The following is a 25374-nucleotide window of genomic DNA, read 5'->3' as shown; positions in this document are numbered from 1 at the left end:
GTGGCGGGGTGAGCGGCATGAGGGGGAAGTGAGGACGTGGTGAAATCGCCGCGGGTTCGCACCGTCATCCCCGCGAAGGCGGGGATCCAGGGCCAAGCAGCACCAGCGTATCGGCAGAGAAACCCTGGATCCCCGCTTTCGCGGGGATGACGTGGGTAAAGCGCCACGCCGTCGGACGGGACCGCTACGCGGCCCCGCCGCCCGACGTGGCGAGTCCGCGATTTGCCTATGCAAATCGCTGGCCGCCCGCGCCCCGCTCAGTAATCCTTCGTAACCCGCACGTTCACGCTCTGCCGCCCGATCGTCGACACCGACGACAGCAGCGACAGCCAGCGCGTCACCTGGAACTCCAGCCGCGTCGCCGAATAGCCCTGCCCGTCGGAGATGATCTCCGCATAGACCCGCCGCGTCAGGAACTTGCCCGCCGCGATCGAGGTGCCGGCCCCCGTCTGCGGATCGGCCGGCAGGATGCGCAGCCGATCGAGCCCCGCCGCACGGCGCACCGCGTTGATCGGGTTCAGGCCGTTGCCGCCGTTCTGGAGCGCGGAGACGGCCGCAGCCAATTGCAGCGCTTCCGGTGCCGACAGGCTGGTGATCGACGTGCCGAACAGCAGGCGCGACAACAGTTCGTCCTCGGGCAGCGCGGGCACGCTGGTAAAGCCGATCTCGGGCCGCTCGGACGTCCCGGTCACGCGGATCGTCGCGTTCAGTCCCTGCGTGTTCGCATTCGCGGCGATGTCGAGCGCGGGGTTGGCCGGCACGCTGCCGTCGAAGCGGATGACACCGCGGTCGATCTCGAATTCGCGACCGGCGAACTCGTAATCGCCGCGGACCAGGTCGAGGCGCCCGGTGATCTTCGGATTGGTCGGCTCGCCCGCGATCTTGAGGTTACCCGCCCAGATGCTGTCGAGCCCCAGCCCGCGGACGACGACGCCGTCGCCGATGCGCGCGTCGAGATCGAGCTGCCAGGGCGCGGCCGGCTGGTCGTCCTCGTCCCCACCCCCGGGCACGTTGATCTCGCGGATATTGAGCCGCGGGAGCGGCACCGCCTGCGCGGCCTGACCGAGGCGATAGCGCCCGCGGTTGACGGTGACCTGTCCGGAGATGACGCCCCCTGCCCCGTCCGACCGGAAGCGCAACGGACCGCTGACCGTCGCCGAGATATCGTCGCGGCCGATCAGCCGGGCATTGTCCGCCTGCACCGACAGATCGATGCCCAGCCCGCGCGCGGCGGCGAAGTCGAAACTGCCGCTGCCCGAAACGCGCCCCGTGCCGGCATCCTGTGCGGTGAATTGGTCGATCACCAGCCGCGACCCGCCGAACCGCCCGTTCGCGGCGACGTTGCGCAGCACGGTGCCTGTCACGCTGCTTTCGATCCGTGCGGTCTGGGTGCGCAGCGAGCCGCGAATCTGCGGGCTCGCCAGCCGGCCGGTCACGTCGGCGCCGATCGCGACGGGGCCGGACAGGTCGAACAGCTCGATCCCCGTCAATCGCCACAAGGTGTCGGCCGGGCCGGAATAGCGAATCTGCCCGAACAGCGGCGCATTCGCGAGCCGCGTCGCGAGATCACCCGATCCGAGCGGCGAGAGCAGCATCTGCGCGCGGCCGATCGTCTGTCCTCCGCTCGCCATCACCGCCCGCACACCCGCACGGGTCGCGTCGAGCGTCCCGGCGATCCCAACATCGATCGGACGCGACGACAGGACCAGGCCCGAGCGCGTCAGCCCGCGCACCGTCATGTCGATCCGGCCGGTCGGCGCCGCGCCGTCGCGGTCGACGAAGCGCAGGCTTCCCGTCGCACTGCCGCCGAGGCCGAGGCCGGGATAGCCGATATCGAGCACCGACAACGGCATGCGCGCAAGGCTCGCCTCGATCGCGGTTTCCGCGGTCGAAAAGCGCCCGCCGACCTGCGCCTCACCACCAGCGAAGGTCAGCTTTGCCGGTTCCAGCCGCCAGCCGTCGCCGTCACGAACGAAGACCGCGGGCGTCGTCAGCGCGATCGGGCGGCGGTCGACGGTCCCTTGCGCCTGCACCGTATAGCGATCGGCGGCGACCGCGATCACCGACTGGATCGCAAAGGCGCGACCGCGGCTGCCGGCGATCGCGGCACGGATCTCACCCACGCCGCCGACGAGCTTCGCATTGGCGGCAAGGCGCGCGAGCGACAGCGAACCGCGACGCAGGCCCTGCGCGGTCAGCGTCGCCTCGATCGACGTGCCGGCCGGGTCGAGCAGCACCGCCGCCTCCACCCGCCCGCGACGGATACGTACGCCGTTCAGGTCGGCGGCATTTGCATCGAGCAGGATGTCGATCCGCTGGACATCGCCCTGCGGCCGGAAGGCAAGGCTGCCGGTCAGCCCGCGCCCGGTCACGTCGAGCTTGCCATTGAACCCGCCATCGACGACGTCGAGCGCGCCGGTCGAGCGGGTGCCCGCGACGTCCAGCCGCGCGACCTGGATGCGCGCATCGCCGCCCGGCGGCAGCAGGATCGCGCCCGCCGCCTGGAACGCCCCCAGCCGCGATCCGCCGGCGGCAGTGAAGTCGAAACCCTGCGTCGTCGGATCGAGGTGCGCGCGGACATCGCGCAGGCCCAGCGCATCGGCCGGGCGGCGAAGCAGCAGGTCGATCGTCGGCCGCTCGATCCGCCCGTCGAGGCGCAGCGTCAGTGGCCCGTAGCGCGTCTGGGTGCCGGACCCTTCGAAGAAGAAGGTGCCGTCACGCCGGCGGTAGCCGTTGCCGCTGATCTTCAGCCCCGGCGACACCAGCTGGAGCCCGCGCAGGTAGAGGATCCCGTCGTTGCCGCGTTCCAGCCCGGTCACGATCCGCGGCAGGCCGCCCGTCAGGCTCGCGAAGAAGGCATTGTCGAGCCGCACGACACTCGCCGTGCCGCGCCCGACGACGCGCGTTCCCTTGCCGCCCGGCCCGGGCACGACGGTCAGGCGCGAGTCGACGTCGACCAGGCCGATGCCGGGGATCAGATAGCGGCGCAGGCCACCGCTCAAGCCCACCTCGTACCGCCCGGTCCGCAGGTCGAGGAACAGCGTGATCCGCCCGTTGAGCTTGTCCGAGCGCAGCACCAGCCCATCGCCCGTCAGCTCGCGCGCCGTCACGCGCAGCGGGCCGGTGACACGCAGGTTGCGCAAGATGCCGCCCGCGACATCGCCCACCCCGGTGACACGGGCAGCCGTCAGGTCGACGGGGACGATCACCGGCGGGTCGGACAGGCGCAGGCGGCCGGCGGCGCGGACCGTGTCGAAGCCGGTGTCGTCGAACTGTACCCGCGCCGCGGTCAGGCGATAATCGACGCCGGCGGTTGCGAAGGCGCCATCGACGATCGCGCGCAACTGGATGTCGCGGCCGGTCATGTTCGGGAACAGCGCGGGCGGGCGCAGCAGCCGGCCGGCAATGCGGACATTGCGGAAACGGCTGGCAGCGAGGTCGATCTCGCCGGTCGCATCGAGCGCCAACGCCTGCGAGCGCAGCGACAGGTTGCCATCGAGTTGGCGTCTCACGAGCGTCGCGGCGCCATTGACCAGGATGCGTGGACTGCTCAGCCGCTGAAACTTGCCACCGACCAGGCTGGCAGGCGCGATCGCCCCGCTCAGCGCATAGCGACCGGCGTCGTTGGCCAATGCCAGGTCGACGATCCGCGCCTGCCCGGCATCCATCCGCGCATTACCGCGCCACTGACGCCAGTCGCCGTCGCCGTGAACCTCGACCGCGAGCGGGCGCGCGATGCCGGTCAGCTTCGCCAGCACGCCCCGCGCGGTTCCGCGCGCCGTCACATCGACGTCGAAGCGGTTGCGATCGGGTTCGGCGTCGAGGAACAGCTTCAGCCGGTCGCTGCCCTGGACGACCGAATCGAGCCGCACCGTCGCCCGGCCGGCATGGATCGTGGCAGTGCCGTTCAGCGATCCCGTCCGCGCGACGCCGGTCACCGCGGGGGCGATGTCGAGCCGGTCGATCCGCAACTGCCGGATCGCGATGTCGATCTTCGGCAGGATCGGGCCTTTGCGCCCGGTCTTCAGCGTGCGCGGCAGCTTGTGAAGCGTCGCCTGGGGGATGACGAGCGTGCGGATATCGAGCTTCTCGGCGACGAGCGCGAACGGTCGCCAGTCGAGATCGGCGCGCGGTACCTGTAGCACCAGCCCGTCGGGATCGCGCAGGCGAACGTCGATCAGCCGCGCCTTGCCGTACAGCGAACCCTCGATCCGCCCGACCGAATAGCGCAGGCCGTTCGACGGCCGTTGCGCGGCGATCCGGTCGGCGACGAAGCGATGCCCCATCTGCGTATCGAACAGCGCCGCCGCCGCCAGCAGGATCGCGACGACGAGCAATGCGACGACCAGGACACGCCCGATCCACAGCCGCGGCGCGCGGGCCGGCGGCGGGGCTTCGTCCTCGACCGCATCCTCGTTCAAAACGCCTGTCCCAGCGAGACGTAGACGCCGATCTTCGGGTCACCGGGTTGCGGGTTGAGCGGCGTGCCGACGTCGATGCGGATCGGTCCGAAGTTCGAATAATAGCGCACGCCCAGACCCGCGCCGTAGCGGAAGCCCGAGAATTTCGGCAGCGGCGAGGTGTAGATGTTGCCCGCGTCGAAAAACGGCACAACGCCGAAATTGCCGAACGCCTTCACCCGCGCCTCGATCGAGAATTCGGTGAGGCTGCGCCCGCCGATCGGCGTGTCGTTAGGCCCGCGCGGGCCGATCGACTGGAAGCCATAGCCGCGGACCGAGGCGCCGCCGCCCGCATAGAACCGCCGCGACGGCGCGATCGCGTCGCGCGGGGCGCCGGCGATGGTGCCCAGGCGGATGCGGCTCGCCAGCACCACGCTGTCGGTGACCGGGCGATACACGCTGCCGTCGAACTGGATGCGCGAATATCCGAACACGCTGCCGACCAGCGACAGCTCGGGGCTGAACCGCCCGCTCAGGCGAAAGCCGCGCGTCGGGTTCAGCAGATCATCGGAGCCGTCATAGGTCAGGCTCGTCGGCAGCGCGCCGATGAAATAGGTCTGGCGCCGCGGCTGGCCGGTATCCTCGATCACGTCGCGTTCGTCGGTCGCGACCAGCTCGGCGCCCAGCGACCAGGTCCAGGTCTTCTGGAAGAAGATATTGGTCTGGCGTTCCAGCGATCCGGAGAGCTGGAGCGTATCGGCCTCATAGGCGTCGCGCTCGGTATGCGCGGCGCTCAGCTGCGCGGTCAGCACGCGGTCGCGACCGTGGAAATTGTTGCGACGGAAGACCAGCGCGCCTAGCTGCTCGCGGGTGCCGAGCACGCCACGCACCGTCAGCGCGCCTTCGGGCGGGAACAGGTTGCGGTGCGTCCAGCTGACCTCCGCCCGCGCGCCCTCGCCGGTGCCGTAGCCAAGCTCGCCCGCGATCGTGCGCGGCGGCGCGGGTTCCAGCGCGACCGCGACGTCGACGGTACCGGGCGACTTCCCCTCGACCGCATCGACCTTCGCCGACGAGACGAGACCGGTCTGGATCAGCGCACGGCGCAGGTCTACCAGCGCGCTTTCGGTGAAGGGCTGGCCGGGTTTGAACCGCGCGATATCCTCGACATGGCCGGGGCCGAAGATGCGGGTGTCCGCCATCGTCACCCGGCCGAAGCGGCGCTCGGTGCCGGGGGCGAGCGTCAGATCGAGCGTCGCGGTGCGTGCGGCGCGGTCGACGACGATCTCGGGCTCGCCGACCTTTGCGAAGGCGAACCCCTCCTCGCCGGCCGCGGTCTTCAGCCGGTCGGTGGCGGCGGCGATCGCATCGCTGTTGACCGGTGCTTCGGCTTTCAGCCCGAATGCGGCACGCAGGTCGCCGGCCTTGTCCCCGGCCTGGTCGACGCCCGCCAGCGTCACTCCACCGAAGCGGTAGAGCGGGCCCGGATCGACATCGAGTGTCACCGCGACCGCCCCGCCACTCGGCTCCACCCGCGTCGCGATGCGCGCATCGTAATAGCCCTCCGCCTTCAGCAGCGCCTCCAGCAGGCCGGCATCCTCGCGCGCGCGGCGGTCGATCTGCGCGGCATTGGCCGGGTCGCCGCGATTGGCGCGCAGGCTGGAGGCAGCATCGAAGCGCTCGCGCAGCAACGGGCTGGCGATGTCGTCGATCCCGGCGATGGTATAGCTGTAGCGCGTCTCGGCGGCGATCTCGGCGCGGGCGTCAGAGGCGGGATCGGTGTCGACCGCCGCCTTCGCCAGATCGGGCCATTCGACGCCGATGCCGGGAATGTCCGCCATCGGCGACATGGGGTCAAGCCGATCGTCCGCCGCCGGCGGCGTCGGCGCGGGCGTCCGCTGCGCGGGCGGCACGCTTTGGGCAAGGGCAGGAAACGGCGCGAGCGCAAGGCAACAGGCCAGCGCGCGGTGCCGGCGAACGGGCCCGGTCATCGCCCGTCTCTAGCGCGGGCGGATCAGCCGCGACAATGGTTTAGTGGACGGTACCCACCACGTCTCCGCTGGTCAGCAGCACGATCAGCCGCTCGATCTGACGCCAGTGGCAGAATTGGACGGCATTGCCGAGGTCGCGGCTGCGCTCGGCGCGGATTGCGGCTTCGGTGCCGGCATCCGCTCCATGCGCGGCGAGCAGCGCATCGGCATCGGCTACCGACTGGAGATTCGCCAGATACGGCAGCGGTTCGTTCATGTCTTCGAAGAGCATTGCCCACGATCCTACACGCCGCGTGCCAGTCCCGGCGATCCGATGGTGTAGCGCGGCAGACGAGGGTTAATGCCCCGCCCGCCCGCCCCTGCCCACCCGTCCCGCGCGTCCTGTAACGAGACGGTGGCGTCCGAAAGCGGGACATGGCACAGCGCGCGTCATGGCCATTCCCGACCCCCAGCTACCTAGACGCCGTTCGAGCGGCATGGGTGGCCCGTTCGTCATCCTGCTGATTCTGGGCATCGCGGTCGGCGTGGCGATGCGGCAGCCGACGCTCGGTTTCCTGGGCGGAACGGCGGCGGGGATCGCGGTCGGCGTGCTGCTCTACCTGCGCGACCGGCGCGCGTAGGCCTGTCCTCTCCGATGGCTTGAGGCCGCCGGCACCTAGAGGCGGCGAACCAATTCCACCACGCGCCCCAGCACCTCGACGCTCTCGACGGCGGCCCGCCGTTCGGGCGCATTGTCGCTCTGGATGCGCCAGTCCGCGCCGTCGCGCGTCAGGCGCTTGACCAAAAGTTCGTCGTCGCAGCGCAGCACCCAGATGCCGCCGCGCCGGCCCGGCACCCGCTGGCCGCGATCGACCAGGATGCGGTCGCCATCCATCAACGTCGGCAGCATCGAATCACCGCGCACGTCGAGGATCGCGGCGTTCGTCGCGTCGATCCCTAAGCGGGCGAGATCCTCGGCCGCATAGCCCGCGCTGGCCACCGTCGCCTCGCTGGTGACGAGCCGCCCCGGCCCGGCCGACACGCTGACCGCCAGCCGCGGGACGCGCACGATCGCCGGCTGCTCGGCCCCGCCCAGGTGACTGTCCGGGACCCCGAAGAATCCCGCGATCACCGCGCGCTCCCGCTCGGGCAGCAGGCGCGGCGTGCCGCGGCGCAGATATTGCTGCATCCACGCCGCATTGCGCCCCACCAGCCGCGACAGCGTCGACAGGCCGACGCCATCGCGAGCGATCAGCCCCGTCAGTATCTCGCGCTGTCGATCCGGCTCCATAGCGGACACAGTAGCGTAGGAAATTTCCTAGACAAGTTGGAAATGCGTTGGAACATTAAGGGAACGAATTGATCGAGTCGCTTGGATGGGAGGGCAATATGATCGTGTCGAAGGTACGGCGGTTTCTGCATCGGACGGGTATGCCGCACACATCGTTCGGCCGCGCGGCGACCAACGACCCGCGGCTGGTCGAAGATCTGCTGAACGGTCGTCAGCCGCGCAAGGAGACGGTCGCGCGGATCGAGGCGTTCATCGCCCGCCATGCCGGGGACGCACGGTGAGCGGCGGGGGAACGGCCACGGGCCGGCTCGAACGCGCGCTGACGGCGCATGCGGCCCGCTGCGGGCTTGCGCTGTCGATCGACGACAATCGCGCAACACGCTGGGCGAGTGCCACCTTCGTCGGCGCACGGCATCGGCTGGAGATGACCCTGGGCGGTGAGATATCGGCGGGGCAGGACTGGATCGCGGGCCTGCCCGAGGCGGACCTGCCGCTGCCGGGGCACCTGGTCGCCGACCTGATCGTGATCGGCCGGCGAACAGGCGACGCCGGCCTGACCGCGACGATCGAAGTGCTGACCGTCGAGGACTGAAGCCCGCCGAGGATCAGCGGCGGGCGAGTTTGCGCAATTCGTCGAGCGTCCCGGCGACGGAGGTCGCGCGAACCGACGGCTCGGACCGCCGCGCACCGGCGCCGCGTTCCAGCCTGTCGAGCAGAGCGTGGATGGTCGCGTCGGTCCGCGGCAGTTCGACGGCGGCGATCCGTGCGCCCTCAACGGAAGCGGGCGCACTTCGCCGCGGCTGTAGCGCCGGCACGACGGGAACCGGCGCGGCCGGCTGCGTCGGGATCGCGGCGGGGTCATAGGCGGAAAGCGGCGCGTCTAGATCCAGCGGCAGGGCGCGTTCGATCGGCCCGCTGTCCCGAACCTCCAGGAAAGGCGCGCCCAGTTCGCGTGTCGCGCTGAGCGGGGCACGCGCGGGGGCATCGGGATGCGCATCGGCCCGGCGCAGAAGCGGGACCGGAGCGTCCGAATCGACGGTCGACGGCGGTGCCGGATCGGCCGTTCGCCGCGCCAGCGTCACCTGTCCCTCCTCCCCGAAAGCGAGATAGGCGGCGAGCCACATGATCACCCCCGCGCCAACGCCCGCGACCATCGCCAGCGCAGTCCGCACGGAATAGCCGAGTGGCAGGTCGGATGCCGGAAGGATCGCGGAAACACCGCTGGCCGCTGTCCAGTCTTCCAGCACGGTCGCAGGCAGGATCAGGAATATCCCGGCAACGCACGTCGCAGCGGCCAGCCCCAGCGACAGGGTCAGCGACAGCGTCAGTGGCTGATGGATCGGTAACGTGACCATGATACCCGCCTTTACACCTCCGCTCGTCACCTTTTGGTAAACGACGTCATAGGTGAACGCTCGGTAACGACTTCAGCTGCGCTTGCTGACATTTGCTCCAGCCAGGCTAGGGCGTGCTACGGGGCAGGCCGGAGCCGTGAAAACTAACGCCCCTACGATCGCCAACGCTGCGGCCTTAGCCGGAGCACCGCGGCGCTCGAAGCCAGATCGATCGAGAATCGCAGCCGGCTGCACGGCCTTCCCGGTGATCGCGTCTTTGACCACGGGCCCACACGGAACGTCGCGATGCCGACCCCACCTCTACGGCAGGGCCGGCCGCGTCCTTACGCTTCGACCTTCGAAAGCGCCTGGATCATCGCATCGTTGAACGCCGGGATATCGTCCGGATTGCGGCTGGTGATCAGGTTGCCGTCGACGCAGACCTCCTGATCGACCACATCCGCGCCGGCATTGGCCAGATCGGTGCGGATCGAGGGCCATGACGTCAGCGTCTTGCCTTCGATCACGTCCGCCTCCGCCAGCAGCCAGGGTCCGTGACAGATCGCGGCGACGATCTTGTCGTCGTCCATGAACTCGCCGACGATCTCGACCGCGCGTTCGTTCATGCGCAGCTTGTCGGGGTTGCCGACGCCGCCGGGGAGCAGCAGCGCATGGTAATCCTCGGTATCGACGTCGTCGACCGTCAGGTCGGGCGTGATCGTATCGGCAGGGTCGCTGTCGTTCTTCACGCCCTGGATCGGATCGGTCTTGAGGCTGGCGAGCGTCACCTCGGCACCGGCGTCGATCAGCGCCTGGCGTGGCTTGAACAGTTCGTCGTTCTCGAACCCGTCGGTCGCGACGATCAGCACCTTGGCTTGCGAAATATCGGGCATGTCGGGGAAACTCCTGATTGGGATCAGGCACCTAACCCCTCGAACTGGCGGGCGTTCCGGAACGGAATCGACGGACCGAGCATTGGTCAGGCCGTTGCGAACAGGGAACGACCGCCGTGGCCCGAATTGTCTATTGCGATGACAGCATGGCCGGGATCACCCGGAAGAAGATCGGCCGGGCCTGGGGCTATTTCGATGCGAGCGGCACGCGCATCACCGACCGCGACGAGATCGACCGGCTGAACGCGATCGGCCTGCCGCCGGCGTACCGCGACGCCTGGTTCTGTCCGAAGCCCAACGGCCATATCCAGGCGATCGGATGGGACGAGAAGGGCCGCAAGCAATATCGCTACCACGGCGATTTCCGCGCGAAACAGGAACTGGCGAAATATGAAGGCTGCGCCCGTTTCGGCCAGCGCCTGCCGAAACTGCGCGCGCGGGTCGAGGCCGATCTGAACCTGCGCAAGCTGAGCCGCGAGCGCGCCGTCGCCGCGGTCGTCCGCCTGCTCGACCTAGGCCATATCCGCGTGGGTAACGAAGGCTATGCGCGTACCAACAAGAGTTTCGGCGCGACCACCCTGCGCTGCCGCCATGCCAAGGTCGAGGGTTCGAAGCTGAAGCTGAAATTCCGCGCCAAGTCCGGCAAGGAAAAGGTGATGAGCGTCACCGACCGCTCGCTCAGCCGCTTCGTCAAGACGTGCCACGACCTGCCGGGCCAGCACCTGTTCCAGTGGCTGGACGAGGAGGGCGAGCCGCACCCGGTTTCCTCCAGCGACGTGAACGAATATATCCGCGAGGCCATGGACGACGAATTCACCGCCAAGCATTTCCGCACTTGGGGCGCGAGCGTCCTGGCGTTCGAGGCGCTGGCGACCGCGGACAAGGACATCGGCATCAAGGCGATGCTGGAGCCCGTGACCGAGGCGCTGGGCAACACACCCGCCATCGCGCGCAAGTCCTATGTTCATCCGATGCTGGTCGAAATCGCCAAGTCTGGCGACCAGGCGGCGCTGCGGGCACGTCCGCTGCCGCGTGCCACCCAGCATCTCAGCCGTGTCGAGCGTGGCCTGATCGCGCTGCTCGACGGCGATACCAAGGGGAAGCGCGAGCTGAAGCTCGCCGCATAAGTTTATGGGTAATACGACCAAGGCCGTCGAAAAGGCCACGCTGAACAGCGACGCCGCCGAAGCGCATGTCCGGAGCCTGTGGACCGACGGCATCGTCTGGCTGCAGACCAACTGGCTCCAGATCGCGATCGCGGTCGGGATCGGTACGGCGATCGCTCTGGCGCTGATGCTCGCGCGACGGACCGGGCGCAAATTGTGCGACCGGCCGAACTGGGTCGGCGGCTGGGGCGTGGTCTTCGGCCGCACGGTGTCGAAGACCGGCAATTTCTTCATCGTGATGGTCGCGGCCAAACTGGTCGAGGGCTATGCCGAGACGCCGCCGGCGGTCACCACCACGATCACCTTCCTCTTCACCATCGCCACGGTCATTCAGGCCGCGGTCTGGGCGCGCGAGCTGATCCTCGGCGGCATCGAACACCGCATGACCGGACAGGATCATGCGACGCTTGGCAGCGCGTTCGGACTGATCCGCCTGCTCGTCACCTTCGCGCTGTTCTCAGTCGCGCTGATCGTCGTGCTCGACAATCTGGGCGTCAACGTCACCGGCCTGGTCGCGGGTCTGGGTGTCGGCGGCATCGCGATCGGTCTGGCGGCACAGGGCATCTTTGCCGACCTCTTCGCCGCCCTTGCCATCATCTTCGACAAGCCGTTCCGTGTCGGCGACGCGATCACCTATTCGGGGTCGTCGGGCACGGTCGAATCGATCGGTCTGAAATCGACCCGCGTGCGCGGCGCGACCGGCGAACTGAAGGTCATCAGCAACAAGAAGCTGCTCGACAACGAGATCCTCAACAACACCCGCCGCGATTATCGCCGCATCCAGTTCACGCTGGGCCTAGTCCAATGGACCGCGGTCGATGTGATGGAGGCACTGCCGGGCATGATGAAGGAGGTGGTCGAGGAACACGGCATGAAGTTCGTCCGCGCCGGCTTTACCAACTTCGGCGCGTCCTCCTACGACTTCGGCGTCGAGTTCGATTCGCCCGGCCCCAATTACCAGGACGCATTCGACGCGCGGCACGTCGTCGGCATCGCCGTCATCCGCCGCCTGAACGACGAGGGGATCGAGCTCGCCTATCCGACCCAGACCGACTTCACCGCCGCACCCGACGGTGGCCTGATCTACCCCTATCCGCGCAAGCAGACGGCGGACCGTACGGCACAGCCCAGCAACATCTCCGATCCCATCCGCGCACAGGACACACACGGCACCGCGGAAGGGACGCGTTCGGCGGTCGATCAGGACTGATCAGGCGACTTTCGAAGATCGGGTTCGGGCTGGGAAGCGCCTCTTGTCTCTAGCGACGACTACGCTTTTCGTAATTCCGGTTTAGCGCATCTTGCAGCCCCGCGCGCGCCCGGCTAAACGGCATCCAACACCCGCGCGCCGGGGGAGAGGAATGCCATGCCGACCATCAGCATAGCCGAGCGCGCGGGTCAGGTCGGCAGCACGGCCGTCTCCGAATGGATCGACGTCACACAAGCGATGATCGATAAATTCGCCGACGCGACCGGCGATCACCAGTTTATCCACACCGACCCGGTTCGCGCTGCGCAGACGCCGTTCGGTGGCACGATCGCCCACGGGTTCCTGACGCTGTCGCTGATGCCGCAGATGCAGGCGCGCACCGACGTGCCCGAGATCGAGGGCGTGCGGATGGGTGTGAACTACGGCGGCAACAAGGTCCGCTTCCTGACCCCGGTACCGTCGGGTTCGCGCATCCGCGGTCACTTCAAACTGCTGGAGCTGGTCGAGAAGCGCCCAGGTCAGTGGCAGCAGACCACCGAGCTTACTGTCGAGATAGAGGGCCAGGACAAGCCCGCACTCATCGCCGAATGGATCGGCCAGATTTTCGTTTGAGAGGATAAGCCCCATGCGTTCCGCCGTCATCGTCTCCACCGCCCGCACGCCGATCGGTCGCGCGTACCGCGGCGCCTTCAACAACCTGCCGTCGCCGACGCTGGCGAGCCACGCGATCAAGGCCGCGGTCGAGCGCGCCGGGATCGACGGCGCCGAAGTGGACGACGTCGTGTTCGGCTCCGCACTCCAGCAGGGCAGCCAGGCCGGCAATATCGCCCGCAACGCGCTGCTTCGTGCGGGCCTGCCCAACACCGTCTCGGGCATGTCGCTCGATCGCCAGTGCGCTTCGGGGCTGATGGCGATCGCGACGGCGGCCAAGGAGATCATGGTCGACAACATGGACATCGCGATCGGCGGCGGTGTCGAGAGCATCAGCCTCGTCCAGACGCCGCAGATGCGCGTCAATCCGGACCCCGAACTGCTGGCGATGGTGCCCGACATCTACATGCCGATGCTCCAGACCGCCGAGATTGTCGGCAAGCGCTACGGCATCTCGCGCGAAGTCTGCGACGAATATGCCCTCCAGTCGCAGCAGCGCACCGCCGCCGCGCAGGCTGCCGGCAAGTTCGATGATGAGATCGTCCCCGTCACCGCGACGATGAACGTGGTGAACAAGGAGACGAAGGAAGTCTCGCAGAAGGAAGTGACGCTCTCCAAGGACGAGGGCAATCGCGCCGACACGACGCTGGAAGGCCTGAAGTCGCTCAATCCGGTGCTGCCGGACGGGTCGGTCACCGCCGGCAACGCGTCGCAGCTTTCGGACGGTGCCTCGGCCAGTGTACTGATGGAAGAGTCGCTCGCCGCAAAGCGCGGCCTTACGCCGCTCGGCCGATATGTCGGCATGGCGGTCGCGGGCACCAAGCCCGACGAAATGGGCATCGGCCCGGTCTATGCTATCCCCAAGCTGCTCGAGCGCTTCAACCTGAAGATGGACGACATCGGCCTGTGGGAGCTGAACGAGGCGTTCGCGGTGCAGGTGCTCTACTGCCGTGACCAGCTGGGCATTCCGAATGACCTGCTGAACGTCAACGGCGGCTCGATCTCCATCGGCCACCCCTATGGCATGACCGGCGCGCGCTGCACCGGCCACGCCCTGATCGAGGGCAAGCGGCGCGGTGCGAAGTACGTCGTCGTGACGATGTGCGTCGGCGGCGGTATGGGCGCGGCCGGGCTGTTCGAGGTGCTGTGATCTTGAAGAATTAGCCATTCTGGCTTATCTGAAACGAAGGCGACGTCATAGGCGCCTTTCTGTGAGCCCCGGCTGTGCTAGCGGCCGGGGCTCAATACGTTTGGGGCCCGGCTGCTAGACCGGGCCCCGCCCGTGTACCTTACTCCTTGCGGGATACTTCGATCACTTTCACGACGAGTGTCGCGAATGCGATCAAGACGCCCAGGAACAGGCACAGATCGGCGAACGTCATAGGTCGGCCTTTCTGTTCAGCGGCAGTATTGCCGCTGCGCGCATCATGACAGGTGACGCGCGTCGCGCAACTAACCCCCGCCCCCCTCGTTTCGCTCTCGAAACCCCTCAGATTCAGGAGCAGACGATGGCTGAAAAGAGCGACGACCAGATCAAGCGCGACATGTGGAAGAAGATGGCGGACAGCCCGTTCCTGATGGTCGGCCTGACCGACGCGCACCAGCATTCCGAACCGCTGACCGCGCAACTGGACGAGGATCAGGTCGACACCCTGTGGTTCTTCGTCGGCAAGGACAACCGCGTGGCCAAGGGCGGCCAGGCGATGGCGCAGTTCGTATCGAAGGGCCATGACTTCTTCGCCTGCCTGTCGGGCACGATCAGCCAGGACAACGACCGCGCGATGATCGACAAGCTGTGGAACAAGCAGGTCGAGGCCTGGTTCGACGGCGGCAAGGACGACCCGAACCTTGCGCTCGTCCGGCTCGACATCGACAGCGCGGAACTGTGGGAAACCGATCTGTCGCTGAGCGGGCGGGTGAAGATGCTGTTCGGCGGCACGATCAAGGCCGGTGAATCGGGAAGCCATGCCAAGGTCGAGACGACCGCCGCATAACCCCTTGCGGGACCCGCGGCTTTGGCGAGAGTGCGGGTCCCGTCCAAAGGAATTGAACGATGAGTGTCGCCTTCCGGCGTGAGAGTGACGACGAGCATCTCGAACCCAAGTTCGAGATTCCGATCGCCCCCGGACCTAATCTGGTCACCGCCCGGGGACTGCGCCTGATCCAGGCGAAACTCGCCGATCTCGACGCACAGATCGCTGCGACAACCGATGACGATGCGCTGAAGGCGTTGAAGCGCAACCATCGCTACTGGGGCACGCGCCTGTCGACCGCGGAGATCGTGGACGTCCCGGATGAGGACGAAGTCGCGATCGGATCGCGTGTCACCTTCACGCTCGACGGCAAGCGACGGACGATCGACATCACCGGCGGTGACGAGGCCGACGCGGCGCAGAACCGCATCGCCTTTTCCGCGCCGCTCGCCCGCACGCTGATCGGGCTGGCACCGGGCGAGACCGCCGATTTCGCCGGACGCAGCGATGCGATCGAAGTGCTTGAAACCGGCCCCGCCCCCGACGCAGACTGACGTCGGGCGCACCGGCCAGTGGAGAGGATCATGGGCCATTACGGCGATTTCCAGAACGCGATCTATCTGGCCGGCACGCAAGGCATCGTCCCGAAGCTGCCGGTCGATTTCGCGACGCTGGAGGCACGGGCGAAGGACGCCATGCCGCCCGCCGTCCGCGACTATGTCATGGGCGGTTGCGGCGACGAGTTCACGCAGGACGAGAATGCCCGCGGCTTCCACCGCTATGGCATGGTGCCGCGGATGCTGGTCGACGGCACGACGCGTGACCTGTCGATCGAGCTGTTCGGTCGCCGTCTGCCCAGTCCGATCTTCATGAGCCCGATCGGCGTCGCCGGTATCGCGACCCCGGACGGTCACGGCGATCTAGCGGCGGCGAAGGCGTCCGCGCTGACCGGCGTGCCGCTGATGGCATCGACGCTGTCGAACGACCCGCTGGAGGCGGTGTACGAAGCGACCGCGGACACTCCCGCCTGGTTCCAGCTCTACACGCCGCGCGATCCCGAACTCGCGGCCAGCCTGGTCGCGCGCGCGGAGGCGGCGGGCTATGAGGCGATCGTGGTGACGCTCGATACCTGGGTCACCGGCTGGCGTCCGCGCGATCTCAACGCCGGCAATTTCCCGCAACTCAAGGGAGCGGTGCTGCAGAATTACTTCAGCGATCCCGTCTTCCAACAGCGCCTCGGCTGCGCGCCGGCAGACAATCCGGCAGCGGCGATCGGGTTGTGGGTGCAGTCGTTCGGCAAGGTGCTGACGTGGAGCGACCTGCCCTGGCTGCGCTCGCTGACGAAACTACCGATCGTCCTGAAGGGCATCTGCCATCCCGACGATGCCCGGCGTGCGGTCGATGCGGGCATCGATGCGATCTTCTGTTCCAACCACGGCGGGCGCCAGGCGAACGGCGGCATCGCCGCGATCGACATGCTGGCGGATGTCGTCGCGGCATCGGGCGGCGTGCCGGTGCTGTTCGATTCGGGCATCCGGTCGGGCAGCGATGTCGTCAAGGCGCTGGCGCTGGGCGCGCACGCGGTCGGGATCGGGCGGCCGTGGCTCTACGGCCTCGCGCTCGACGGTGCGGAGGGGGCCGCACACGTTTTGCGCTGCATCCTGGCGGAGGCCGACCTGCTGATGGCGGTCAACGGATGCCCGACGATCGAAGCGGTTCGCGCAGAGGGCGTCAGGCGGCTCTGACCTCGTCACGACGATCGCCGGCGCGGAGTTGCCCCCAGGCGCGTGCGGTCCCGCGCTGCGTCCGCTTGGCCTGATACAGCGCGGTGTCCGCCCGGTGGACGAAGGCATGCAGGCCATCCTCGCCCGCATCGAACGCGGCATGGCCGATCGTGCCCGACACCGGGATGACGCCAGCGGCCGAATGCACCGGCATCTTCAGATCCGCCAGCAACTTGGCGACCAGCTCCTTCGCCCGAATCGCCGCGTCACCGCGCAGCAGCAGCGCGAATTCGTCGCCGCCCACGCGCGCGGCATAGGCATCGGTCGGGTGAAGCCGGCGCAAGCGACGGCCGAACGCGCGCAGCACCTCGTCGCCAACCAGATGGCCGTGGACGTCGTTGATCTGCTTGAACAGGTCGAGGTCGATCAGGAGCAGTTCGAGCGGCGTCGCATCCGCGCGCGCCGCTGTGACCCAGCGTTCCAGCTCGACATTGAACGCGGCCCGATTGGCGATGTTGGTCAACGCATCGACACTGGCCGAGCGGCGCAGATCCTGCTCCAGCGCATAGCGCGCGGTCACGTCCTGGAACACGCCGACGACGGCGACTGCCTGCCCGCCCTGAACTTCGAGCTCGGCCATCACCCGTACCCGACGCTTCATACCGGTCGCGCTGACGAAGTCGGTCTCGAGGTCGAACGGCGTCCCCGTCTCCATCGTCCTGGCCAGTCCGTCCGAGACGAGCGCTCGGGCATATTCGGGATAGAAATCGAGCGCTTGCGACAAGGGCGGCGGCGTGCCGGGCGTCAGGTCGTGGATTCGGTAGACACCCTCGGACCAGACGATCGCTTCGCTCTCCAGCTCGAGTCGCCATGATCCCACCGCCGCCAGCCGCTCCGCCTGGCGAAAGATACGGTCGTTGCGGCGTAGCGCTTTCGATTGCGCCTCGGCCTGGACGCGCAGCGCGCGGGCATCGAACAACGCCTCGGCCAGCGCTTTCAGATGCGCGAGCACCGCCTGCTGTTCGGCGGTGAAGGCCCGCGGCTGGGTGTCGAGCCCGCAGACCGCGCCGACCGGCACGCGCGGGCCGCCGGCGGGATCGGGAGCGGAGATGGCGATGCCGGCATAGCTGCGGATGCCCGCAGCGCCGGTGACGAACGGGCTGGCGAAAAAGTCCGCGTCCTCGGTCGTGTCCGCGATGGTGACCGGTTCGCTCTGCGCGATCGTGCGGTTGCAGAAGGCATGTTCGCGCGGCGCAGACATCCCTTCGCCTCCCGCGGTCGCCAGCGGGAGAAAGCGGTCGGCATCGATCATTGACACCACGCCCATCGGACAGGCCAGCAGCTTCGCCGCCAATGCGGCCAGCGCCTCGAACTCGCGTTCCGGTGGCGCATCGATCAGATCGAGCGCGGCAAGGGCACGGACACGATCCGCGGTCGCGGCAGGACTTTCCAGGCGATTCATGGTCTTAACCATAAGCTTTGAGACGTTAATTTTTCGGGTGCCGCGCGTCCGCAGAAACACCTAAAGAGACGCGAACACAGCCCTTCAGAAAAGCGAGCCGCCATGAAGTTCTTCGTCGATACCGCCGACACCAACGACATCCGCGACCTAGCCGAATCGGGGCTGGTCGACGGGGTCACCACCAATCCATCGCTGATCCACAAGTCGGGTCGCGATTTCCTGGAAGTCGTGCGCGAAATCTGCACGATCACGCCGGGTCCGGTGTCGGCAGAGGTCGTCGCGCTCGACCACGACGGCATGATGCGCGAAGCTGAAATCCTGCGGAAGATCGCCGACAATGTCGCGGTGAAGGTGCCGCTGACGATCGATGGCCTCAAGACCTGCAAGGCGCTGACCGACGACGGCACGATGGTGAACGTGACCCTGTGCTTTTCGGCCAACCAGGCGCTGCTGGCGGCGAAGGCGGGGGCGAGCTTCATTTCGCCGTTCGTCGGCCGTCATGACGACATCGGCTTCGACGGCATGCAGCTGATCAGCGACATCCGCCTGATCTACGACAATTACGACTTCGGCACCGAAATCCTGGTCGCCAGCGTCCGCCACCCGATCCACGTGCTGGAAAGCGCGAAGCTGGGCGCCGACGTGATGACCGCCCCGCCTGCGGTGATCCGCCAGCTAATCAAGCACCCGCTGACCGACAAGGGGATCGAGGGCTTCATGGCCGATTGGGCGAAGAGCGGGCAAAAGATCGGCTGAGCCGCGTCGCGCGGCAAAGCCGCGGACGGCGGCGGTGCGCACGCGCACAGCCGATCCCGGCCGGCGGACGAAGTCCGACCGACGACGCGGAATTCACTTCCGCGTCGGCCCGCGCGGCACTTTCCCCCCGATTGCCTCGCCAGCGGCACGAAGAAGGACAGCCCTTCGACAAGCTCAGGGCGAACGGAGGTTGGGCCGTTCCATTACCCACCCCGCCCGCCTAGAACAGCCTGCGATGCATCCGCTCCCCGCCGCCTATGCCGCCCATCTCTCGCGCGACCGCCGCCGGTCGGCGCATACGGTGCGCGCCTATCAGGCGACGGCGGAGCGGCTGATGGCATTTCTCTCGCGCCACAGAGGTGAGGTGGCGGACCGGACGACGCTCGATATGCTGACGCAGAGCGACCTGCGCGCCTTCCTCGCCCAGCGCCGTAACGAAGGCCTCAGCAACGCGTCCGCCGCCCGCGAGTTGTCGGCGGTGCGTGGCTTCCTGGCCTGGGCGGGCGCTGGAACCCCGCGATTGAAAGGCCCGCGCGTCAAGAAGGGCCTTCCCCGCCCAATCGCGCCGGACGAGGTCATGGCGCTGGCCGAAGAGGTCGCCGACGAAGCGCGCGCACCGTGGATCGCGGCGCGCGACTGGGCGGTGCTGTTGCTGCTCTATGGCGCCGGCCTGCGCATCGGCGAGGCGCTGTCGCTGACCGGCGCGGCGCTGCCTTTGGGCGAGACACTGGTCGTCACCGGCAAGCGCGACAAGACCCGGATCGTGCCGATCCTGCCCGCGGTCGCCGATGCGGTGTCGCGCTATGTCGACCTCCAGCCTTGGCCGATCAGGCGCGACACGCCGCTGTTCCGCGGGGCCAAGGGCGGGCCGCTGGCCGCCGGGGTCATCCGCCGGTCGGTGCAGGGCGCGCGCGGACGGCTGGGACTGGGCGAGCGCACGACACCGCACGCATTGCGCCACAGCTTCGCGACGCATCTGCTGGGCCGCGGGGCAGACTTACGCGCGTTGCAAGAGTTGCTGGGCCATGCGAGCCTGAGTTCGACACAGGTCTACACCGCGGTCGATGCGGCGCATCTCCTCGACGTCTACCGCACCGCGCACCCGCGAGCCTAGCGTTTGGCGCGCGGCTTCCAGGTGACGACGCGGTAGATATAGCCTACCACGATCGCGACGGTCAGCGCGATGGCGACCGGGCCGACATAATGGTCGAGCTGCTCGAAATTCTTGCCGAGATAGACGCCGGCCCATGCCAGCACCGCATTCCAGATTGCGCTGCCGAGGAAGGTCGCCAGGAAAAACCGCCAATAGGGCATGCAAGCCATGCCCGCGGGCAGCGAGATCATCGTGCGGAAGGTCGGCAGGAAGCGGAAGACGAACACCGTCTTGCCGCCGTGTTTCAGGAAGAAGCCGTGCAGCTTCTCGACATCCTCCCACTCGACGGTCAGCACCCGGCCCCAGCGGTCGACGAACGGCCTCAGCCCGTGATAGCCGAAATGCCGTCCGATCGCGTACCAGAAGTAATTGCCGATCGTCGTGCCCGCAGTGCCCCACAGCAGTAGTGGCACGAAATTCATGTCCCCGCGCGCGACCGCCATGCCGCCCAGCCCCATGATGACTTCGGAGGGCACCGGCGGCACGACGTTTTCGAGAGCCATCAGCAGGAATATGCCAACATAGCCGCCCCAGGCGATCGCATCGAGAATGAATTCGGTCATTGATGCGAGGTAACTCTTCGAGGCGGCGTTCGGTTCGATTTTGGGAAGAAGGATGTTTTGGGCGCCCTGCGGGCGCGAGGCGCGGAGGCGCGGAGATGGCCCGCGCGAGGCTATCGACCGGAAGACACCGCGATCGCTCGTTGAAAGAGCTGCGTCGCAGCTAAGCGACCGGAAACCTCCGCGCCTCCGCGCCTCGCGCCCGGAGGGCGCCCGAAACCCTACTTCTTCTTCTGCGAAACCCGCGCCTCGATCGCATCCCAGATCATTGCCGCCGTATCGGTGCCGTTGAACCGGTCGATCGCGACGATGCCGGTCGGCGAGGTCACGTTGATTTCCGTCAGCCATTCGCCGCCGATCACGTCGATCCCGACGAAGATCAGCCCGCGCCGCTTCAATTCCGGCCCGAGCACCGCGCAAATCTCGCGCTCGCGCTCCGTCAGGTCGGTCTTCACCGCCGAGCCGCCGACCGCGAGGTTGGAGCGGATTTCGCCCTCGCCCGGAATACGGTTGATCGCGCCCGCCACTTCGCCGTCGACCAGCACGATGCGCTTGTCGCCCTTCGCCACGCCGGGCAGGAACGCCTGGATCATGTGGGGTTCGCGATAGGCGGTGTTGAACACCTCGATCAGCGAGGATAGGTTCGCGCCATCGCGCCCGACCTTGAAGATCGCCTTGCCGCCGTTGCCGTGGAGCGGCTTGACGACGATCTCGCCGTGCTCAGCCAGGAACGCGCGCGCTTCGTCGAGGCTGCGCGTCACCAGCGTCGGCGGCATATATTGCGCATAATCGAGCACCCAGACCTTTTCGGGCGCATTGCGGACGCTGGCGGGATCGTTGACGACCAACGTGCGGTCCGAGATTCGCTCCAGCAGGTGCGTCGCGGTGATGTAGCCGAGGTCGAACGGCGGGTCCTGGCGCATCAGCACGACATCGGCCTCGTCGCCCAGATCGAGGTTCACCGCCTCGCCGAAGCTGAAATGGTCGCCGACGACGCGCTGGACCGTCACCGGATGCGCCCGCGCCCAGACGCGCCCCGCGGAATAGCTCAGATCCTCGGCCGCATAATGGAACAGCCGGTGCCCGCGCGCCTGCGCCGACAGCATCAGCGCGAAGCTCGAATCGCCGGCGATGTTGATCGATTCGAGCGGGTCCATCTGGACGGCGACGGTGAGGGACTGGGTCATGCAATCGCAGGTAGGATGGCCGGGGCGGAAAGTCACCCGATCCAGGCATTCTCGATATGCCGCGGCACGCTGCCCTTCGCCAGCAGCAGCACATCGACACGAATATCGTCCTGCGGCCCGGCATAGCGCGACATCAGATATTCCGCCGCGGCGGCGACGCGCGACAGCCGCCGCTGGTCGATCGCATAGTCGAGTTCGGCCGCGGTCGCGCGGGTCTTCACCTCGACGAAGGCGACCAGATTCCCGCGCCGAGCGATCAGGTCGACTTCTCCTGCCGGCGTGCGGACACGGCGGTCGAGGATTCGCCAGCCCTTCAGCCGCAACCACCAGCCCGCGACCCGCTCGCCGCGACGGCCGGCGGCTTCGGCGGCCTTGCGATCCCTCACCCCTTCAACTCCATCGCCCGCGCATAGAGTTCCCGCCGGTCGAGCCCGAGCCGCTTGGCCACTTCCCCCGCCGCCTTCGACACCGGCAGTCGGGTCAGGGCCTCGCGCAGCGCCGTATCGGCATCCTCTTCGCTTGCCGGCGCAGGCTCGCCCGGAGGAGCGACGATCACGACGATCTCGCCCTTCGGCGGCGTGTCCGCATAGCGCGCCGCCAGGTCCGACAATGTGCCGGTCACGCATTCCTCGAACCGCTTGGTGATCTCCCGCGCGACACCCGCCTCGCGATCGCCCAAGCCTTCCGCGAGCGCAGCCAGGGTGGCCGCCAGTCGCGGACCCGATTCGTAGAGGATCAGCGTCGCGCGCACGGCCGCGACCTCGGCGATCGCCGTCGCGCGGGCGCCGGCCTTGGGCGGCAGGAAGCCCAGGAACAGGAAGCGGTCGGTCGGCAGCCCCGCCAGCGTCAGCGCCGCGACCGCCGCGCACGGCCCCGGCACCGTGACCACCAGGTGCCCCGCCGCCCGCGCATCGCGGACCAGCTTGTAACCGGGGTCGGAAATGAGCGGGGTGCCGGCATCCGATACCAGCGCGACCACCTCGCCGCCCATCCGCGCGACCAGCCCCGGCCGGACGGCTTCGGCATTATGGTCGTGGTACGGCGTCATGCTTCGCTTGACACCGATATGCTGGAGCAGCTTGGCCGTCACACGGCTGTCTTCGACCGCGATCACGTCAGCATTCGCAAGGACTTGCGCCGCACGTTGGCTCAAGTCACCGAGATTGCCGATGGGGGTCGCGACGATGTAGAGACCTGGGGAAAGTTCGGCGTTCATAAGGGGAAAGACTATGGCGGAGGTGACTGGCACACCGCAACTGCGCAAACTGCGGCAGGTGATCGCACTGGTCGGAGCGGCGGTGCTGAGCGCCTGCGCGGTCGTGCCCCGCGACGCCGCCCCGCCTCCACCGCCGCCGCCATCGGCGAGCGCCCCGCGCCCGACCGCGCCGCGTCCCGTCACGCCCGCCCTGCCGGAGGACGTCGCCCGCCACCGCGTCGCGCTGCTCGTGCCGTTGTCGGGCGCCAATGCGGCGGTCGGGCGCAGCCTCGCCAATGCGACTCAGCTCGCGCTGCTCGATCTGCGCAACGAGAAGATCCGGATCACCAATTACGACACGTCCGGCGGGGCCGCGGCGGCCGCGCAACGGGCGATCGACGAAGGTGCGCAGCTGATCCTTGGTCCGTTGCTCGCCGAGGACGTTCGCGCGGTCGCTCCCGTCGCGCGCGCGGCGCGGGTGCCGGTGCTCAGCTTCTCCAACGACATCTCGGTCGCCGGCAACGGCGCGTACCTGCTCGGCTATGCCCCCGCCCAGTCGATCGAGCGCGTCGTCGACTACGCCCGCGGCACCGGCATCACCGATTTCGCCGGGCTGGTCCCGAGCGGCACCTATGGCGAGCGGGCCTCGACCGCTTTCCTGCGCGCGGTCGAGAGCGCGGGCGGCCGGGTCACCGGCATGCAGACCTATGACCGCTCGGCCGGATCAATCACCGCCGCCGTCGGCCGTCTGACGCGGGCCTCGCCGTTCCATGCCGTGCTGATCGCCGACAGCGCCGGCACCGCCAGCCTGGCCGTGCCCGCCCTGCGCCGCTCGGCCGGGTCGGGCGCGCGCGTGCTCGGCACCGAATTGTGGAACGCCGACACCGGCATCGGCGGCAATGCGGCGCTGAACGGCGCGTGGTTCGCCAGCGTATCGAACACGCTCTATCGCCAATATGCCGGCAAGTACCGCACCCGGTTCGGGACGGCGCCCTATCGGCTGTCGAGTCTCGGCTATGACGCGGTGCTGCTGACCGCCCGCATCGCCCGCGACTGGCGCGTCGGCGATCGCTTCCCGGAAAGTCGCCTGACCGATCGCGATGGCTTCGCCGGACTGGACGGTGCCTTCCGCTTCGGCCGCGACGGCATCGCGGAGCGCGCGCTGGAGGTGCAGGAGATCAAGAGCGGGACGACGGTGACGGTATCGCCGGCGCCGGCAGGGTTCGCGGGGCGGTAAGGCCCTCAAACACAACCGTTCGTGCTGAGCCTGTCGAAGCACTGCCCTTCGACAGGCTCAGGGCGAACAGGGTTCGGTCAAATGTCGCGCGCGATCGTTGGCAGGATCGAATCGAGCAGCAGGATACCGGCCTCGGTCGTCGCGATGTGATCGCCCGTGCGCGTGAGCAGGCCATGCCCGACCAGCCGGTCGACTGCGGCGAAATCGACCCATGACGGATCGACCATGATCCCTTCGCGCATCCTCAGGCCCATCACCAGCGCCTCGGACGCGCGGTCGCGGGGATCGAGCACGTCCTCGCTCTGCATCCCGTGCCGGTTGCGGTCGACCGTCTTCAGCCAGTTCTCCGGCTTCTTATGGCGCACGGTCGCCATTCCACCCCGCCGACCGTGCGCGCCCGGACCGATGCCGGCATAGTCGCGGTAGCGCCAATAGGTCAGGTTGTGCCGGCTCTCCGCGCCCGGCCGCGCGTGGTTCGACACCTCGTAGCGCGGCAGGCCGGCGGCGCGGGTCATGTCCTGCGTCGTCTCGAACAGTTCGGCCGCGGTGTCGCCATCGGGAATTGTCAGTTCGCCCTTCGCCGCCAGCGTCGCGAAGCGGGTGCCCGGTTCGATCGTCAGCTGATAGAGCGACAGATGCTCCGTTCCGAACGCGAGCGCGCGCGCCAGCTCCGCTTTCCAGTCGGCCAGCGACTGACCGGGGCGTGCGTAGATCAGGTCGAAGCTCACGCGGTCGAACACCGCCTGCGCCACGTCGAGCGCCCCCAACCCCTCGTTTACGTCATGCGCGCGGCCCAAAAACGCGAGGGCATCGTCGTCGAGCGCCTGCAGGCCGAGCGACACGCGATTGACGCCGGCCGCCGCGAGATTGGCGAAGCGGGCCGCCTCGACCGACGACGGGTTCGCCTCCAGCGTGATCTCGATATCCTTGGTAAAGCCCCATGCCGCCTCTGCCGCGCTTAGCAGCGCCGCGACCGTCTCTGGGGGCATCAGCGAGGGTGTGCCGCCCCCGAAGAAGATCGATCCCAGCCGACGCCCCGGCAGCACCGCCGCCTCATGCGCGAGATCGGCGAGCAGTGCATCGCGCCACCGCGCCTGATCGACCTGATCGCGGACATGGCTGTTGAAGTCGCAATAGGGGCATTTGCTGACGCAGAACGGCCAGTGGACGTACAGCGCCAGAGGTAGGAAATCGTTCATTGGTGCCGCGCTATGC

Annotated in this window: 25 protein-coding genes; 13 read left to right on the top strand and 12 right to left on the bottom strand. The window is 68.0% G+C overall.

The genetic code is table 11. The features are described from left to right. Positions 1-257 precede the first annotated feature (257 nt). Genes ACFSC3_RS09375 through ACFSC3_RS09365 form a run of 3 tightly spaced genes read right to left on the bottom strand, consistent with a single transcriptional unit; the run spans position 258 to position 6659 of the window. Positions 258-4421 (bottom strand): translocation/assembly module TamB domain-containing protein, encoded by a 4164-nt coding sequence (locus ACFSC3_RS09375; RefSeq protein WP_380940144.1) that lies wholly within the window; start codon positions 4419-4421, stop codon positions 258-260. Further along, complete coding sequence (locus ACFSC3_RS09370; RefSeq protein ID WP_380940143.1) at positions 4418-6388, bottom strand: autotransporter assembly complex protein TamA; 1971 nt, start codon at positions 6386-6388, stop codon at positions 4418-4420. The genes ACFSC3_RS09375 and ACFSC3_RS09370 overlap by 4 nt, the downstream gene beginning before the upstream one ends. Positions 6389-6428: 40 nt before the next feature. After that, a complete protein-coding gene (locus ACFSC3_RS09365) occupies positions 6429-6659 on the bottom strand; it encodes a hypothetical protein (protein WP_380940142.1) in 231 nt (76 codons plus the stop codon). Between the two features lie 160 nt (positions 6660-6819). Between ACFSC3_RS09365 and ACFSC3_RS09360 the strand changes: the two genes are divergently transcribed. Then, complete coding sequence (locus ACFSC3_RS09360; RefSeq protein ID WP_380940141.1) at positions 6820-7008, top strand: hypothetical protein; 189 nt, start codon at positions 6820-6822, stop codon at positions 7006-7008. 35 nt (positions 7009-7043) lie between these two features. Here the strand turns inward: ACFSC3_RS09360 and ACFSC3_RS09355 are convergent, their stop codons facing one another. Next, positions 7044-7658 carry a S24 family peptidase gene (locus tag ACFSC3_RS09355; protein ID WP_380940140.1) on the bottom strand — a complete coding sequence of 205 codons (615 nt, stop codon included), beginning with the start codon at positions 7656-7658 and terminating at the stop codon, positions 7044-7046. A 98-nt stretch (positions 7659-7756) separates the two neighbouring features. On the opposite strand from ACFSC3_RS09355, the gene ACFSC3_RS09350 reads away from it, so the two are divergent. Next, positions 7757-7939 (top strand): hypothetical protein, encoded by a 183-nt coding sequence (locus ACFSC3_RS09350; RefSeq protein WP_380940139.1) that lies wholly within the window; start codon positions 7757-7759, stop codon positions 7937-7939. Continuing rightward, positions 7936-8250 carry a hypothetical protein gene (locus tag ACFSC3_RS09345; protein ID WP_380940138.1) on the top strand — a complete coding sequence of 105 codons (315 nt, stop codon included), beginning with the start codon at positions 7936-7938 and terminating at the stop codon, positions 8248-8250. Before ACFSC3_RS09350 ends, ACFSC3_RS09345 begins: the two co-directional genes overlap by 4 nt. 13 nt (positions 8251-8263) lie before the next feature. On the opposite strand, the gene ACFSC3_RS09340 is transcribed toward ACFSC3_RS09345, so the two are convergent. Both ACFSC3_RS09340 and ACFSC3_RS09335 read right to left on the bottom strand, forming a co-directional pair. Continuing rightward, the gene (locus tag ACFSC3_RS09340; RefSeq protein WP_380940137.1) at positions 8264-9013 is read right to left on the bottom strand and encodes a hypothetical protein; all 750 of its coding nucleotides are present in this window, start codon (positions 9011-9013) and stop codon (positions 8264-8266) included. A gap of 323 nt (positions 9014-9336) precedes the next feature. Then, positions 9337-9885 (bottom strand): type 1 glutamine amidotransferase domain-containing protein, encoded by a 549-nt coding sequence (locus ACFSC3_RS09335; RefSeq protein ID WP_380940136.1) that lies wholly within the window; start codon positions 9883-9885, stop codon positions 9337-9339. 146 nt (positions 9886-10031) lie between these two features. Between ACFSC3_RS09335 and ACFSC3_RS09330 the strand changes: the two genes are divergently transcribed. The 7 genes from ACFSC3_RS09330 to ACFSC3_RS09300 all read left to right on the top strand — a co-directional run bounded on the left by ACFSC3_RS09330 (position 10032) and on the right by ACFSC3_RS09300 (position 16630). Further along, positions 10032-11012: a DNA topoisomerase IB gene (locus ACFSC3_RS09330; RefSeq protein ID WP_380940135.1), complete on the top strand. Its 981-nt coding sequence runs from the start codon at positions 10032-10034 to the stop codon at positions 11010-11012. A gap of 4 nt (positions 11013-11016) precedes the next feature. Next, positions 11017-12261, top strand: a complete 1245-nt coding sequence (locus ACFSC3_RS09325; RefSeq protein ID WP_380940134.1) for a mechanosensitive ion channel family protein — start codon at positions 11017-11019, stop codon at positions 12259-12261. 156 nt (positions 12262-12417) lie between these two features. Next, a complete protein-coding gene (locus ACFSC3_RS09320) occupies positions 12418-12873 on the top strand; it encodes a MaoC family dehydratase (RefSeq protein ID WP_380940133.1) in 456 nt (151 codons plus the stop codon). A 13-nt stretch (positions 12874-12886) separates the two neighbouring features. Beyond that, positions 12887-14062 carry an acetyl-CoA C-acyltransferase gene (locus ACFSC3_RS09315; protein WP_380940132.1) on the top strand — a complete coding sequence of 392 codons (1176 nt, stop codon included), beginning with the start codon at positions 12887-12889 and terminating at the stop codon, positions 14060-14062. 358 nt (positions 14063-14420) lie between these two features. After that, positions 14421-14906 (top strand): pyridoxamine 5'-phosphate oxidase family protein, encoded by a 486-nt coding sequence (locus ACFSC3_RS09310; protein ID WP_380940131.1) that lies wholly within the window; start codon positions 14421-14423, stop codon positions 14904-14906. A gap of 59 nt (positions 14907-14965) precedes the next feature. After that, on the top strand, positions 14966-15439 hold the full coding sequence (locus ACFSC3_RS09305) for a GreA/GreB family elongation factor (RefSeq protein WP_380940130.1): 474 nt from the start codon (positions 14966-14968) through the stop codon (positions 15437-15439). A 30-nt stretch (positions 15440-15469) separates the two neighbouring features. Continuing rightward, entirely contained in the window at positions 15470-16630 is a 1161-nt protein-coding gene (locus tag ACFSC3_RS09300; RefSeq protein ID WP_380940129.1) for an alpha-hydroxy-acid oxidizing protein, read from the top strand. Here ACFSC3_RS09300 and ACFSC3_RS09295 read toward each other — a convergent pair. After that, positions 16617-18071, bottom strand: coding sequence for a sensor domain-containing diguanylate cyclase (locus ACFSC3_RS09295; protein WP_380940128.1), 1455 nt, complete (start codon positions 18069-18071; stop codon positions 16617-16619). The genes ACFSC3_RS09300 and ACFSC3_RS09295 overlap by 14 nt on opposite strands. Before the next feature lie 102 nt (positions 18072-18173). Between ACFSC3_RS09295 and fsa the strand changes: the two genes are divergently transcribed. Then, positions 18174-18827 carry a fructose-6-phosphate aldolase gene (gene fsa / locus ACFSC3_RS09290; RefSeq protein WP_380940127.1) on the top strand — a complete coding sequence of 218 codons (654 nt, stop codon included), beginning with the start codon at positions 18174-18176 and terminating at the stop codon, positions 18825-18827. 235 nt (positions 18828-19062) lie between these two features. Continuing rightward, positions 19063-19941 (top strand): tyrosine recombinase XerC, encoded by an 879-nt coding sequence (locus ACFSC3_RS09285; RefSeq protein ID WP_380940126.1) that lies wholly within the window; start codon positions 19063-19065, stop codon positions 19939-19941. On the opposite strand, the gene ACFSC3_RS09280 is transcribed toward ACFSC3_RS09285, so the two are convergent. The 4 genes from ACFSC3_RS09280 to rsmI all read right to left on the bottom strand — a co-directional run bounded on the left by ACFSC3_RS09280 (position 19938) and on the right by rsmI (position 22943). Further along, positions 19938-20543 carry a DedA family protein gene (locus ACFSC3_RS09280; protein ID WP_380940125.1) on the bottom strand — a complete coding sequence of 202 codons (606 nt, stop codon included), beginning with the start codon at positions 20541-20543 and terminating at the stop codon, positions 19938-19940. The genes ACFSC3_RS09285 and ACFSC3_RS09280 overlap by 4 nt on opposite strands. Positions 20544-20761: 218 nt before the next feature. Continuing rightward, positions 20762-21727 (bottom strand): glutathione synthase, encoded by a 966-nt coding sequence (gene gshB, locus ACFSC3_RS09275; RefSeq protein ID WP_380940124.1) that lies wholly within the window; start codon positions 21725-21727, stop codon positions 20762-20764. Between the two features lie 32 nt (positions 21728-21759). Then, a complete protein-coding gene (locus tag ACFSC3_RS09270) occupies positions 21760-22113 on the bottom strand; it encodes a YraN family protein (protein WP_380940123.1) in 354 nt (117 codons plus the stop codon). Further along, positions 22110-22943 (bottom strand): 16S rRNA (cytidine(1402)-2'-O)-methyltransferase, encoded by an 834-nt coding sequence (gene rsmI, locus ACFSC3_RS09265; RefSeq protein WP_380940122.1) that lies wholly within the window; start codon positions 22941-22943, stop codon positions 22110-22112. The genes ACFSC3_RS09270 and rsmI overlap by 4 nt, the downstream gene beginning before the upstream one ends. A 13-nt stretch (positions 22944-22956) precedes the next feature. Here rsmI and ACFSC3_RS09260 point away from each other — a divergent pair, with 13 nt between their 5' ends. Beyond that, entirely contained in the window at positions 22957-24159 is a 1203-nt protein-coding gene (locus ACFSC3_RS09260) for a penicillin-binding protein activator (protein WP_380940121.1), read from the top strand. 77 nt (positions 24160-24236) lie between these two features. On the opposite strand, the gene hemW is transcribed toward ACFSC3_RS09260, so the two are convergent. Beyond that, on the bottom strand, positions 24237-25358 hold the full coding sequence (hemW, locus tag ACFSC3_RS09255) for a radical SAM family heme chaperone HemW (RefSeq protein ID WP_380940120.1): 1122 nt from the start codon (positions 25356-25358) through the stop codon (positions 24237-24239). Positions 25359-25374 lie beyond the last annotated feature (16 nt).

It is taken from the genome of Sphingomonas floccifaciens, assembly GCF_042681125.1.
Lineage (GTDB): Bacteria > Pseudomonadota > Alphaproteobacteria > Sphingomonadales > Sphingomonadaceae > Sphingomonas > Sphingomonas floccifaciens.
The sequence above is the reverse complement of the archived record's forward strand: the minus strand, read 5'-3'. Positions and strand labels throughout refer to the sequence as shown.